Source organism: Secundilactobacillus kimchicus JCM 15530 (assembly GCF_001433995.1).
Lineage (GTDB): Bacteria > Bacillota > Bacilli > Lactobacillales > Lactobacillaceae > Secundilactobacillus > Secundilactobacillus kimchicus.
On sequence record NZ_AZCX01000008.1, the window covers coordinates 71,181 to 84,163 of the forward strand.

Genomic DNA, 12,983 nt, shown 5'->3' on the forward strand with positions numbered 1-12,983 from the left:
AAAATTTTCCAGTCTCTTATTCATTGTTTAAGCAGATTAAATAGGTGATAACAATCACAAAGACAGTCGTTTTTTTGAAACAAAGGACCTGGATTAAAATGGCTAAACACTGTGAACTCACACGGTTTTTATAAAAAAGTAAAAAAAATACCGCTTCAAGTAATAAACAACTTGAAGCGGTATTTTTAAGGTCCCTTGACCAGGGTCCACGTTGCCGTTGATTGGTACGTGCCCGCCTTGATACTCGGGATCTGACCAAAGACGAGGCTACTCTTGTTGTCAACGGTTGCTGAAAAATCACTAACGCTACTTTGGGCGACCTGTTGAGCTTGGTTATTATCCTTTAAGGTCACTGCAGCGCCAGTGCTAAGTTGCAAGCCGATTGTGGCTGCCCCACCGGCACTCGTCGCCAGGTAGTTGCCAGCTGTACTCTTAAACGCCGAGAAAGCAACCGATAGTGTCCACGGGACGTTCTTGCCCCCGACCGCAATGGCACCAGCCTTATTACCGTCATAGGTCGGCGCTTTCAAATTAGCCGGCGTCACGTAATTAAGCTTGACCCCACTGCTTTGGTAGAAATCAGCAACCGTCGGATCCTGGCCAGAACTCAGCCGGAAAGCGAGGTCGGGAACAGCAATTAACGTCGGCGTCTTCGTTGTGGTGGTAATGGTAATTGGGGCGATGTTGCTGTACCAATACGTCGTCCCCTTATCATTTTTAAAGCCCACCACTAGTTGATAGTACATCTTGTTCGAAGACCCCTGAACGTTGTTCCACTTGAACGTATCCTTGTTTAACTCAGCAGTTTCGCCGGTTTGGAGGCTGTACGTCTTTTTATTTGCATCATAGATGCGCCAGGAGAACTGCGGTGTCCCCGGATAACTCACGTTATTTAACGCTGCTGGCTTCAGTGAAATTGCCTGTCCTTTTTCGACCGTCAGCGGGTGCAGCCCACCTAATGTGACCTTGGCCTCGCCAGTCACCGTTGACTTGTCGTCGTTAGTGGCAGTGGCCGTAACTGTCATTGGGGTGCCGTTATCCGCCCAAAATGCAGCATTATCCCCCTTATCTTCATCAGGTGACGGATTTGGAGTGTAGAGTAACGTTGAATTCCCCGTTGAATTACTGAGACTAGCCGTCTGCCCAGCTGGTGCACTGGATTGCCAAGAAACGATTGCCGTACTATTACTTGGATTTAGATTAGCCTGAACGCGACTGGGTTGCCCCCACAAAACCTCTTGCGGATTAGCCGTTGGCGCAACCCCAATAGCTTTTACGGGTTGAGGGACCACAGTTATGGAAAAGACCTCGCTATAAATGGTTTTGGGCGACCCATCAGTAAACTGTAACTTCAACTGATAGTAGTACGTTCCTGGAGTTGTCGGCACTGAAATACTACTAGTGAGCGAAGAAATTGGCTGCTTTTCATTAGACTTATAGCTCTTGGTGGAACTAAAACTAGTACCCCAGCTGCTGTCATATCTTCGATAGGAAACAGCATTTGTCTTTTTCTGCGGGAATGGCCAATACGGCCAGATTCCATTATCATTAGTCGCTTGAAAACTAAGTGGTACGTCCATTGAACTTCCTGAGGTCGCGACCACATTTTGATTATTAGGTTGGGCAATCATACCATTTTGAGTGACACCACTAAACCCTATAAACTGCCAATACTTCCCCAACTCACTCGGGGCCGTGTCCCCCGTCGGATCTGCGGGAGCACTAGTATCGGCTGCTGCTCGGCCAGCGCTCATGAAGACCGTTAAACCTAGAATAGCTAGGGCCATCGCGACCCAGCCAACAATCTGTTTGAACTTTGTCATCACTCACGCCCCCTTTTCCGTTGCCGCCACAAAATAAGCCAGATAAGGGCCAAAACGACGCCAATCGCCGTGACCACACCCCAAGTTGCTTCATCCGTTTGCGGCAGCCATCCCTTGGACTGGTTTGCGTTTTTAGGTGTTGCTTGCTGCCCCTTATTCTGGTCAGGCACCGCGCGACCTCTTGTCAGTTGGGTGATACCCGGCTTTTTTGGCGGAAGTTTTCCCGTTGGCAAGTTTCCTTGGTCAATAACGTCTGGGGCCCGACCGACAACTTCAAACTGAGCCGTGCTCTCCTTTGCTGCAACCATTGATGTTTGCCCAATCAAGAAAAACGCCACCCCAAAAACAACCAGCAAGAGGCTAGTTTTAATGATCTTCTGGTTTGTCCTGTGTGGGCTTGTCATCTTTGCGGCCCCCTTTTTTGCCGAGACGATAGAAGGTCCATGCCAACAAAATGAGAAGTAGGATGATTAAAATCCCAATCAACCAATAAAGCCAGTTGTTCGGTTGCTTCTCACCAATTTTTGCTGCGATCTTGTCGTGATCTGCAGCCGTAACAGTGAAGTCCTTCGTCAGATGCCACGTGCGTTTGCCGACTTTAACCGTCATATTTAACGTGTAATCACCAGCTGGGATTGCCTTACCCTTCGTATCAACCCGGAAGTTAAAATTCGACGTTGGGGCCATTGACCCATCATTCAACCGTGCTTGATAGAGTTTCTTGCTCTCTCCCTTCTGCGTGACATCAGTTTTGACGTTCATGCCACGGAAGTAAGTCGGCGCTACGTTGCGAAGGTTCGCCACGACAGCCGGTTGATTATCCACCACTCGAGCCGCCACATCACCCAACTCGAAGTTTGGCGATACCACCCAGTTCGGGTTGGTCGTCATTGAGACGCCCAGTGCCATCGCAAAGCGATTGTTAATCGTGAAACCTTTTGCCTTAGAATTAGAAGCCGTTTCGTCTAGTGCGTAAATACTGCCTAGAAGCGTCCCCTTGAACCCAGCATCCGGAATCTTGTAACTAAAGGTAACTTGGCGCTGCGTCAATGGCGCAAGTTTAACGGTGACGGCTTTTGACATCAGCTTCGGCAATTCCAACTGCGCACTTGCATTTAACTTACTATTGCTTGGCGTGTAGTTAATCTGCCCGTCGTCCGAAGTGGTTGCCACAACGGGTTGTACTTTAATCTTACGGCTTTGCGACCGATCCAAGTTAGCCACAGTGACGCCAAGTTTCCCAGTCGAACCTGGCTTCGTTTTTAATTGAAAATAACCAAGAGAGGAATCGAGCTGGTTTTTCGGGTAGATGGGCTTAATGGTGAATTTCGCCCCATTGTCTGCGGCAGCAGCTGTTTGACTAAACAGCCCACCACCAATTAATAAACTCACAATCGTCAATAATACGGTCCAAAATTTTTTCATCTTAACAGGATCAGGCACCCGGGCCTGACCACCTCGCCTTCTTTTGAAATTTAACAAAAAACGGGTACAAAAACTTGCACCCGTCAGAATTTCAAACTTATTGAGCTGCAACTAAGGTCCAAGTAATATCACTTTGATAAGGGGCCTTTGAAGTGAAGGCGCTGTTAGTGTTTGCCGGGAACGTCAATGTGGCGTTGTCGGCTGTACTTAACTTAAAGTCAGTATCACCGGCACCATTACTCTTACCGTCGACGATAGCTTGAGCCGTCTCGCTGATCTTCGTACCTGCAAGCGTTAATGCCTTGTTTAAGGACGAATTAGCTGACCCCTTAAGGTCAATGGTAACACCAGCGATTGCGGTCCCGCCATCAGTTGTAAATTCTGGGTTCATCGCTGCATTTAACGTCCAGCCACCAGTCGTTCCACGTAAGTCACTGATGATCAAGTCCCCGGTACTATTCCCATCAAACGCTGTCTTATTCTTTGATGTCCCAGGGTCAGTAACCTTGTTGCTAACTAACTTCTGAGTCCCACCATTGATGATGGTGTTCCCAGAAATTTCGCCAAAGTTCAAATCTGGAACAGCCACTAAGTTCAAAACGCCACCGTTCACTTTGAATTCGGCCGTTGACTTCCCCGTTGCCGTGTTTGACTTTTCGTCAGGTGTGAAAATGGTCTTGGCGCCACTCACAGAAGTGTTGCCGCTTAAGTTGCTGCTAGACGTTCCTGGCCCCGGATTGGCCGTGGTTGTATCCGCTGCGGATGCTGAAACTGTTCCCCCAAACGCTAATGCCAATGTCCCTAGTGTGACTAATCCCTTTAACAAACTTGCCTTCTTAAACATGTATATCGCCCCTCGTTTTAAATTTCAAATGAAACATTATCAAGTGACTGTATGATAACATGTTCGTTCATTAATCTAAAGATTTACGCTCACAAATTGACGAATTCTTCGCTAAGTTTAATGAACGGTTCTAATGATCTAATTTCATCTTAGCAACTGCGTAGCAGCAAGACTTAACCCTAAAATCACAAACTTTCCAGAACATTTTTGTTTTATTAAAAACTATCGTTTGCTCATCATTTTTTAACTCATCGCAAAATCGTTCTATACCAATATTTATCCGGTGTTCCCCTCTAATATTCCTCATGAACTTACCATTCTTGACTACCTGTAAGCTGGTTTGTTTCACGACCCAAACTCCCAGTACACTAACCTCGTCATACCGGTATGGCTAATCTAATTTGAGAGGTCAAAAAATGACGAACAAAAACCAAAATCACGACGCATTTGAATTTCTATCCACTGGCGACCACCGCATCATCATTTATAGCGCGCTGAAACAACTGGGCATCCGCCACTATGACGACCGTTACGAGGACTTCGTTCAAGAAGGGTGGCTGTTATTTGTCGATATTTTCCAAAAATACCCCGATGATCCTTGGCTCCACCCCAAGCCGTTTCTCGCGTACGCCCGGCTGGCGCTCTACCGGCGATTTCTCAACATGGTCACCCGACCTGCAGCGACCCGCGAGAACGTGCAGGAACAAACCGTGGTGGATGAGGCCATTGATGCAGCCGCCCTTAATTTTGATATGGAGCAAGCCATTCTGGAAGCCAGTCAACTGACGGCTCTGCTTGAGACTTGCGACATCTGGGGCCAACGCTTCATCATTGACCGCCTTGAAAATAATTTGAGCATTTCCGCCATCGCTAAAAAATGGCACGTTTCAAGACAAACTGTTTATAAATGGCGTCAAAAGGTGCAAGTGGCCCTGACCCAACTCGACTAAGTGACTAAAAAAGACCGCCGAGAATGGCGGTCTCTTACATAATTACAATAGAGTCACATGGGACGCGTTAACATCGTGGCTGTTCACATATCGGTCATGACCAATGGGGTACAGGATTTGCCCCGCCGGCGTTTTGACCACTTGGTCTTGGGTCAGATGGTAACTAGTCGTTTCGTTAGGCGTGGTCAACATTAATAGGTCCAGGCCCTTAACGTTATAGACCGGAACGGCTTTCTTAATTGTGAACTGAATCTCACTTGTCAGTGCCGGATGGTCAATGGACGTCGTCGACGTGGTATTTTTAGCCGTTAGGGCTGCCAAGAACGTTGTCGGCTTAGTGACAGCCTGCCCCGATACCCAATAATGCGCGTTGCTTAGATTACCCAACCGCGAAATTTGATACCACCCGTACTGTGAGCCGTTATTGGCGACCTTTTGAACCCGAACAACGTTATTAAATGGTTGATCACTTAAGTTAGCCGATTCCCAACTCGTCGTTCTGGTGCCATCGACCGAATTAGGGGCCGTGGTCATTAAATCAAACGATTTATAATTATCCTTTATTTTAGCGAATTTAGCCGTGTCAGTGACCACTAATTGACCAACTTGCGATGGCAAATTATCTGAACCGGTTGTTTGAGCGCTAGCCGTGATTCCCCCAATGGTTAGCGCACCCATGGTAACAACGATTAATCCTAAGCATTGTATATTTTTCATTATTATCACCCTCCTAGAGGTAGGATAACATTTTTGTTTTTTGCGTTCAGTTAGAATTCAAGGAGGACTTAAATGCGGCCCTCAGAACAAAAATACTTGCATATTATCCGCGACCAAGTTATATTGTGGGTGAATAAATTGGGCTATACCTAATTTTGTTGACGCCACCCCGCACCCCCAATGGAGGAATATTCGGTGACATTTTACCAATTTGCACACTTAACGTTGCCCCTGTCTGACACTGTTCGCACCCAGGGTTACTTAGACCCCTTACACTTAAAGGCTTCCGACATCTTTAATCACGATGACACCGCGACCTATCAGGTGGACTGGGATGATTTTCGAGCCATGTTTCCGCTGGAAGATAACAGTCAGTACCATACTGTTATCCTGTATCGGAAGCGCGGTATCATCGCGATCCGACCCACGATTAACCGGCTTTTGAATACGCTCCCCGAAACCTTTGTGTTCAACTACCGGGCTGACATTTGTCGCACGGTCGGCCAAGCTCTCCAGATGAATCGGCTGGTTCCATATGCTTGCGGCAATCTCATGATGATCCCGGGCAAGGCGAATGCGTATAACCACCCCTCTTGGATCCGGTATCTCAAAGACCAGTTTGATCTCAGCACCGGCCCGGACAACACCACCTTCGTCGAATTCGAGGGAATCGGAAGCTTAAAACTCAACCTATCTCGTCGCACGATGGCGAACCGCCTGAAGTCACTGCGATTCATGGCCCACGCTGTGAACCGCTACGCCGCAGAAATTCAGGTGACGAATCCGCCTGAACCACCACGGAGTCAGGTTGCGAAGTCGTTCACACCCAGTCAATTCAGAGAGCAGCTAGACCTTGCGCAGGCCAGGCAAATCGCCCAAAAATTGTTGGGTCCCGATTACGATGACGAGCAAATCAAGCGCCTTGTTGCCGAAATTCGACAAAATAATTTTCGGCAATTGGATGAGTTGTCAGATCAGCCTGACTTGGAGTAAGCGATCGGTTACCACGGGCATCCTGTAGCACTACCATTACAACGGAGGTGAGACTTATGACTAGCCAAGTACATTTCAGGATGGATGAACAAGAAAAAGAAGCGTTAGAAGTTGTCCTCAGGAGACGCGGATTAACCCTAGGAGAAGCTTTTCGACTCTTCGCGAAAAAGACCATCTAAAAAGGTGGCCTCCCTTTCGAAGTCTCCCAACCAAACCTTCGCTTGCAAAATGCTATCAAAAGCCGAGATTACATCGAAATCAGCAACCCTGAGGCCGGGGTGAGCTGGTTAAATCATTAATAGCTAAGCTGTTAAATAGTTGTTCAGCAAGCATGCTCGAACAATTTTTAAAAGCAATCAGTATAACCAAAATGACTAAGAAAACTAGCGATAAATCAAAAAACTGTCAAAATGAAATGCCCCATAGCCGTCAATTTGTCCAACGGTTATGGGGCATTTCATTTTGCATCTCTTTTCCAACTATTCACTCTATGCTTTTAAAGTTGGTACGTAAAACAAGTTTTTCAACGTCCCTACTGAATAACTTTGAGACAATTTATTCTGTTTATTATTGTTACGAATAGCTAATCGATATTGGTAATTGCCGTGCTTACTAATCCGCTTGTCTGGTAATTTGGCCATATTGGTCTTGCTGTACAGATAAGTGATATTCCCCTTACTCCGAGAAGCAGTAATCTTAGTGCTAGAAACAGGTGCTTTTTTCACACTATTTGCAAAATACTGAACGTATCCATCAGTTGTTACCTTGATTTTGTGGGCGTTAGCGGCCTTGGTTGCGGTTGTATACGCTGCACCTTTATACAATACATTCAACTTGTCAGAAGCTGGCGTCGCAACCTTCTTTAAGTTAGACGCGATAACATCCAATTGTGAACGGCTACCAGCCTGTTTTTGCAGCTTATAGCTAAGACGCGATGCGTCAACGGCAGCATATTTCTTACCGTTCTTAGTTACCGTATAGTTAACTTGAACCCGGGTACCCTTTGGTAACGCCTTTGTAGCAGCTTTCGTAACTGCGTAAAAAGTTGTCGGTGTTGTCTGTCGAGCAACTGGAGTGGTTTTAGCAGCTGCCTGCGTCGATGCAACAAATCCAAACACACCAACAGTTGCAATTAAACCCTTTAATAAAACCTTCTTACTTCTAAACATGGTAACTCCCCCTTTTGACAATATTATAATTTTGTTTCACCTAAAAAACCAGAAAAAGTTTTTTCATTTATTTTAACCTGTAATCAAAAAAACTACATCAGCCGACCCAATTTTCATTGGTATGACTGATGTAGGTTTAATAATTCAAAACGTTATTTAAACATATCAGCTGTTACTGTACTACCATCGGAAGCACGTGAGAACGTTTCAGCCGAACGAGCTTTAGAACTATCACCGATGAATAATCCTTGCCCATTGTTAACCGCGTGCCAGTTACCACTATCGTCTTTTTGAAGGGTGACTAAGACGCGATCGCCATCTTTAAGCGCTTTCGTATCGCTGTTGACAACTTTACTAGTTCCAGCTTGAATGAAATCAACTGATTCTAAAGCCGTTCCTTTTAGTGTTTCGCTAATTGCTAACTTATGAGTTGTGTAATGACTTGGCGTATCTTCAGAAAAATCATCAGTTTCCTTAGCAGATTTAATAGTTCCAACTACCGTCATCTCACTGTCATTTTTAAGTTGAGCGAGACCACTTTGCCCAGTATAATCTTTCCGATATTCAAGATGCATGCCGGCCGTATCATTAGCAACTGATTCTGGTTCTGTTTCATCAGAGTTAAGCACACGTGCTGATGAGTAAATATTTACTGCTCCTTGAATGTCATCGTTACTAATTGACTGATCCCGAGCTGCATAATACATAATGCTATTTGTTTCTGGATTATGATCTAATCCTAACCCATGACCCATTTCATGGGTGGCTACAGTTTCTTTTTCCGCAGTCGTGTAGTTATCTAGATCTAAATAATAGCGGTTAAGATAAATCGAAGCACCTGTTTGCCAGGCTGGGTTATTGGCATCAATCTGGACTCGCGAATAAGTTAACCCTGTAGCATTATACCAATCACCATCATTTCTGCTAACTGAGGAAGTGAAAGTCCGTGAGTCTACATTGCTGGTTTCGGTCCAAGTAAATGCCCCTGTCGAATTCCAATTATCTCGAGCAGCACGCCATACATTGGCGTAACCTTCACTAGCTGATTTGTTATAAAAAGAAGCTTTGGCATTTTGATAACGAACTGGATAACCGTCACTGCTGACCAACTGAGGAGTTGCAGCGGCAGAAGCTGCTAGTGGGGTTAATGCAACTGTAGACAGCAAACTGACACTGGCTAAAACTTTTTTCAATCTTGGAGACATAACGAGGACCCTCTTTCAACATAGTATTTTTGTAACTGATTTAATAATAACCATAAGATGTGAACAAAGTTAGAACTTTGTATGATTTTTCATAGATTTTTGTATCTATACATAAAAAGACTTAAATTTGATAAAAATATTAAAAAGAACCATCTATTCAGACGGTTCTGCCGTTATATTGTTTTTATGTCCGTAAGTTTAATATTATTGAAATAAAATATCACCTGTAAAAACTGCGACCTTTGCGTGAAGTCTTTACTTGATGTCTTTTAATCGAAATACAGGTCAATACAATTCGTGGAAACGGATGTGGCTACTTCTTTCAGAATACTGATTCTATGCTTTCATAGTTACGTCATAAAATAAATTCTTCAACGTCCCCACCGAATAACTTTGGGACAACTCATCCTGCTTCTGATTATCACGAATGGCTAACCGATATTGATAGTTCCCATGCTTATGAATATGCTTATCTGGCAACTTTGCCATGTTGGTCTTGCTGTACAGGTAAACAATGTTGCCCTTGGCCCGGGAGGCCGTTAATTTCGTACTAGAAATCGGCGCTTTCTTGAAACTATTCGCAAAATACTGAACGTAGCCGTCCGTCGTAACCTTTAATTTATTTGCAGCTTTGTATCTAGCGTCCGTTGTATATTTTGCGCCCTTAGATAAAACAGTTAACTTGTCAGAAGCTGGTGTCGCAATCTTCTTTAAGTTTGCGGTAGCGATAACAACTGAATACTTATTTCCTGCTCGTTTTTGGACTTCATAGCTAAGACGCGAAACATCGACACTGGCAAATTGCTTACCATTCTTGGTGGCTGTGCGATAAACCTGCACCCGTGTTCCTTTTGGCAAAGCCTTTGTGGCTTTAGTTGTCACAGCATAATAATCTTCGAACGTCGTTTTAGCATTGGCCTGGATTGACGTGGCCAACCCAATTAACCCAATTGTAATCGCTAAGGTACTTACCACTCTTTTTTTGCTAATAAACATAATGCCTCCCCCTTTTAACAGTATTATAATTTTGTTCCAAATAAAAAACTAGAGAAACTTCCATTACTTATTTAGCTAGCCATGGAAATTCCTCGCACACTCAAAAAAGGAGCGGCCCAAAGCCGCTCTCCTATCACTACTTTCCGCCAAAGTTGCTATACAACTTATCAAAGTTGATCGTTCCAAGCCCAGTTGCTTGGTTGTACAGCTTGCCTGGCTGACCTGTATAGTATAAATTATCGTTGTTCGTGATTGAATCCAATGGTGTAAATGGCGAATCGCTACTTTGCGCAAACTTGTAAATTTGCGGATTCCAAAAGCCGATTGGTGCGTTTAGACCGCTGTTCATCAAGGCGTTAACCGCCGCCATCTGGGGTGCCACGAAACTGGTCCCACCAGCAACCGACCACGTTTTGGAAGCATCGTCTCCGTTCGGTGTTTTCGTGTAGCTCACATAGACCGCGTAGCCTGTGTCAGCATCCGCATTCCCAGCCACATCAGGAACGTTTCGACCGCTCCCGGTACCACTGATCATCTTGGGATTCTTGTTGATTGTGTATTTGTCATCCTTAAAAGTCAGATGTTGAATCGCGTTAAACGTATTGACACCGGGTACCCCCAGTTGGTACTTCGGGGTTGGGTTCAATCGCGAGAAGCCACCCGTACTACCACTGAAGATTCCCTGCTTGATCTGGGCCTTTGTCAGGCCGGACAGTTTTCCCCAGGCCCGTTCTTGATCGTTTTGAACGAGTTGACCATCCGTCGTAATTTTTTGGAATGGTATGGTTGTACCGCCGACTTCAACTTGATATTCCGACGTTGGGATCGACAAATTTTGCTTCGCAGACGGTTCCATGTATGGGCCAGAATCCCCACTCGCATTAAAAATGGTAATCCCTTCAACAGCAGCTTGCTGGAAAATAACGTTGTAAGCGTTGTTATAGGACGTAATCGTTTCGCTTTCCCCTTGATCATCTGGAATTAACTCATTTCCATACGCATAGCTGGTCGAAATCTGTCTAACCTTGTTATCGGCAATAGCGTACGCAAAACCGTTCAACATGGCGGCCTCATTCGTGACGTAGTTAGACATTCCAGGCACAATGTAAACTTGAACTCCGGCGTTCGGCGCTACTGATGCAGCTTGATCAACATCCAAAGTGGTCTCAAACTGCATTGGCCGACCCGTTGGTGATGACATTAAATTCGTGATATCCTTTTTCGGTCCAATGTATTGTTTTTGAATCCGCGACACATTGGGCGTCACGCCAACCTGTTCGAGATATTTGGAAACGTCGCTGACGTTAAAATCAGAGCCACTGATAATCCCAATTTGTTGGTTTGTCCCCGTTAGACCTCTGTCGTAGAGCTTATTGACTTGATATCGGTCAGCAAATTTTGCCACCCCATAAGCTTCTGAAAAGGCCTTATTAGACAGCCCTGTATTCGGGGTATCGCTCGTCTTTTCCACGTGCGTTTTCAAGTGGGACTTCTTCTTGGTAGCCTGATGCTTTTTCCCGCCATTAATATCCTTGGAGGTCAGCCCCACGACGGCAACGAGCTGGTCTTGTAAGTTACCAGGTAACTTATAACTCGTTCGGTCACTCTTAGCCGTCGCTGTTCTAGTGGCCTTAAAAGCCTTCATCATGCTATTGTAATTTCCCTTAATCCGCAAATAAAGGTTCCCGTGGTACACACTAGTTCTGAGCTTGTACTTGCTAAAATAATCTTTGAACTGTTGAATTTCACTAGTGGTGTGACCGAACTGTGTCGCCACATCACCGGCACTTAGGTAATGATGATAGTTAGGTGATGTCGGATCAACCGTTGCGTATGCTGCTTGTGCCATCTCAGCGGCATTATGCGGTTTCAGTACCAAAGAAACTGATATCTGGTCTGCCTGAGCACTTTGCGCAGTTGCCACAAACACGCCACCCCCAATAAGAGCACCCCCAACGGCTGCCAACGCCAATCGTAACCCTTTCTGCTTCATCTTAACTTCCCCCTTTAACTTATCCCTCTCCGGGTAGACCAAACGCCCTTCCTCACCTGTTAATTTCCCATAACAGTCAAGAAGAGCGTTGGCGTTTTTCTTTAGCGATATTATATGCTGTAAGGCCGGTAACACCAAGCAACTAGACTTACTTGCCACCAAACTTCCCGTACAGTTTTTCAAAGTTCACGGTTCCCAACCCAGTGGCTTGGTTGTACAACTTACCAGGTTGTCCCGTGTAATACAGGTTGTCGTTGTTCGTATCCGAATCAAGTACGTTAAACGGTGAATCAGCTTCTTGGGCGAACTTGTAAATTTGCGGATTCCAGAAACCGATTGGAGTGGATAATCCACTATTCATCACTGCGTTAGCGGCTGCCATTTGTGGGGCAACGAAACTGGTCCCACCAGCAACCATCCACGATGCTTGGGCCTTGTGAGGATGCTTGCCCTTAGTCTTAGACAAGCTTGTATAAACAGCATAACCCGTGTCTTGGTCAGCGTTTCCTGAAACGTCCGGAATATTGCGCCCGTGACCAGTTCCGTGAATCAATTTCGGATGCTTATTAAGCGCAAACTTGCCGTTTTTAAACGTTAGCCGTTGGATTGCACTAAACGTATTAACCCCTGGGACACCTAACTGGTAACGCGGTGTTGCGTTAAGCTTTGAAAAACCACCAGCACCACCGGCGAAGGCCCCTTGCTTTAATTCAGCAGCAGATAAGCCGTATGACTTACCCCAGGCACGTTCCGTTAACACCTTGATCAATTGACCAGAACTTGTAATTTTCTGGAACGGCAACGTTGTACCACCCACCTGAACTTCAAATGGTGACGTTGAGAACGTAAAGTTTGGTTTCATCCCGGC

13 protein-coding genes are annotated in these 12,983 nt (G+C 45.4%); 3 read left to right on the forward strand and 10 right to left on the reverse strand.

Annotation, left to right across the window (positions count from 1 at the left end; genetic code table 11):
- Positions 1–185 precede the first annotated feature (185 nt).
- The 4 genes from FC96_RS09670 to FC96_RS09685 all read right to left on the reverse strand — a co-directional run bounded on the left by FC96_RS09670 (position 186) and on the right by FC96_RS09685 (position 4,092).
- Positions 186–1,823, reverse strand: a complete 1,638-nt coding sequence (locus FC96_RS09670; RefSeq protein WP_056942851.1) for a hypothetical protein — start codon at positions 1,821–1,823, stop codon at positions 186–188.
- The gene (locus tag FC96_RS09675) at positions 1,823–2,227 is read right to left on the reverse strand and encodes an LPXTG cell wall anchor domain-containing protein (RefSeq protein WP_056942852.1); all 405 of its coding nucleotides are present in this window, start codon (positions 2,225–2,227) and stop codon (positions 1,823–1,825) included. Before FC96_RS09675 ends, FC96_RS09670 begins: the two co-directional genes overlap by 1 nt.
- Positions 2,190–3,248: a WxLIP family cell surface protein gene (locus tag FC96_RS09680; RefSeq protein ID WP_082593549.1), complete on the reverse strand. Its 1,059-nt coding sequence runs from the start codon at positions 3,246–3,248 to the stop codon at positions 2,190–2,192. Before FC96_RS09680 ends, FC96_RS09675 begins: the two co-directional genes overlap by 38 nt.
- 97 nt (positions 3,249–3,345) lie before the next feature.
- A complete protein-coding gene (locus FC96_RS09685) occupies positions 3,346–4,092 on the reverse strand; it encodes a WxL domain-containing protein (RefSeq protein WP_054661098.1) in 747 nt (248 codons plus the stop codon).
- A gap of 416 nt (positions 4,093–4,508) precedes the next feature.
- On the opposite strand from FC96_RS09685, the gene FC96_RS09695 reads away from it, so the two are divergent.
- On the forward strand, positions 4,509–5,042 hold the full coding sequence (locus FC96_RS09695) for a helix-turn-helix domain-containing protein (RefSeq protein WP_056942854.1): 534 nt from the start codon (positions 4,509–4,511) through the stop codon (positions 5,040–5,042).
- A 42-nt stretch (positions 5,043–5,084) separates the two neighbouring features.
- Here FC96_RS09695 and FC96_RS09700 read toward each other — a convergent pair whose 3' ends face one another.
- A complete protein-coding gene (locus FC96_RS09700; protein WP_054661100.1) occupies positions 5,085–5,759 on the reverse strand; it encodes a hypothetical protein in 675 nt (224 codons plus the stop codon).
- A 195-nt stretch (positions 5,760–5,954) separates the two neighbouring features.
- Here FC96_RS09700 and FC96_RS09705 point away from each other — a divergent pair, with 195 nt between their 5' ends.
- Together FC96_RS09705 and FC96_RS13190 are read left to right on the forward strand one after the other, a co-directional pair.
- Positions 5,955–6,752, forward strand: a complete 798-nt coding sequence (locus FC96_RS09705) for a hypothetical protein (protein ID WP_054661101.1) — start codon at positions 5,955–5,957, stop codon at positions 6,750–6,752.
- A 56-nt stretch (positions 6,753–6,808) separates the two neighbouring features.
- Positions 6,809–6,931 (forward strand): type II toxin-antitoxin system RelB/DinJ family antitoxin, encoded by a 123-nt coding sequence (locus FC96_RS13190; protein WP_235804750.1) that lies wholly within the window; start codon positions 6,809–6,811, stop codon positions 6,929–6,931.
- A 309-nt stretch (positions 6,932–7,240) separates the two neighbouring features.
- Here the strand turns inward: FC96_RS13190 and FC96_RS09715 are convergent, their stop codons facing one another.
- From FC96_RS09715 to FC96_RS13195, 5 genes are all read right to left on the reverse strand, one after another.
- Positions 7,241–7,921: a hypothetical protein gene (locus tag FC96_RS09715; protein ID WP_056942855.1), complete on the reverse strand. Its 681-nt coding sequence runs from the start codon at positions 7,919–7,921 to the stop codon at positions 7,241–7,243.
- A 152-nt stretch (positions 7,922–8,073) separates the two neighbouring features.
- Complete coding sequence (locus FC96_RS09720) at positions 8,074–9,126, reverse strand: matrixin family metalloprotease (protein ID WP_056942856.1); 1,053 nt, start codon at positions 9,124–9,126, stop codon at positions 8,074–8,076.
- 336 nt (positions 9,127–9,462) lie between these two features.
- Entirely contained in the window at positions 9,463–10,122 is a 660-nt protein-coding gene (locus tag FC96_RS09725; protein WP_056942857.1) for a hypothetical protein, read from the reverse strand.
- 136 nt (positions 10,123–10,258) lie between these two features.
- Positions 10,259–12,115: a S53 family peptidase gene (locus tag FC96_RS09730; RefSeq protein ID WP_056942858.1), complete on the reverse strand. Its 1,857-nt coding sequence runs from the start codon at positions 12,113–12,115 to the stop codon at positions 10,259–10,261.
- A gap of 148 nt (positions 12,116–12,263) precedes the next feature.
- On the reverse strand, positions 12,264–12,977 hold the full coding sequence (locus FC96_RS13195; protein WP_054661110.1) for a S8/S53 family peptidase: 714 nt from the start codon (positions 12,975–12,977) through the stop codon (positions 12,264–12,266).
- Positions 12,978–12,983 lie beyond the last annotated feature (6 nt).

Bases quoted from the DNA above. Each gene is read 5' to 3' on its own strand.
- FC96_RS09670 (WP_056942851.1), bottom strand. From the start codon at position 1,823: ATGACAAAGTTCAAACAGATTGTTGGCTGGGTCGCGATGGCCCTAGCT.
- FC96_RS09675 (WP_056942852.1), bottom strand. From the start codon at position 2,227: ATGACAAGCCCACACAGGACAAACCAGAAGATCATTAAAACTAGCCTC.
- FC96_RS09680 (WP_082593549.1), bottom strand. From the start codon at position 3,248: ATGAAAAAATTTTGGACCGTATTATTGACGATTGTGAGTTTATTAATT.
- FC96_RS09685 (WP_054661098.1), bottom strand. From the start codon at position 4,092: ATGTTTAAGAAGGCAAGTTTGTTAAAGGGATTAGTCACACTAGGGACA.
- FC96_RS09695 (WP_056942854.1), top strand. From the start codon at position 4,509: ATGACGAACAAAAACCAAAATCACGACGCATTTGAATTTCTATCCACT.
- FC96_RS09700 (WP_054661100.1), bottom strand. From the start codon at position 5,759: ATGAAAAATATACAATGCTTAGGATTAATCGTTGTTACCATGGGTGCG.
- FC96_RS13190 (WP_235804750.1), top strand. From the start codon at position 6,809: ATGACTAGCCAAGTACATTTCAGGATGGATGAACAAGAAAAAGAAGCG.
- FC96_RS09715 (WP_056942855.1), bottom strand. From the start codon at position 7,921: ATGTTTAGAAGTAAGAAGGTTTTATTAAAGGGTTTAATTGCAACTGTT.
- FC96_RS09720 (WP_056942856.1), bottom strand. From the start codon at position 9,126: ATGTCTCCAAGATTGAAAAAAGTTTTAGCCAGTGTCAGTTTGCTGTCT.
- FC96_RS09725 (WP_056942857.1), bottom strand. From the start codon at position 10,122: ATGTTTATTAGCAAAAAAAGAGTGGTAAGTACCTTAGCGATTACAATT.
- FC96_RS09730 (WP_056942858.1), bottom strand. From the start codon at position 12,115: ATGAAGCAGAAAGGGTTACGATTGGCGTTGGCAGCCGTTGGGGGTGCT.
- FC96_RS13195 (WP_054661110.1), bottom strand. From the start codon at position 12,977: ATGAAACCAAACTTTACGTTCTCAACGTCACCATTTGAAGTTCAGGTG.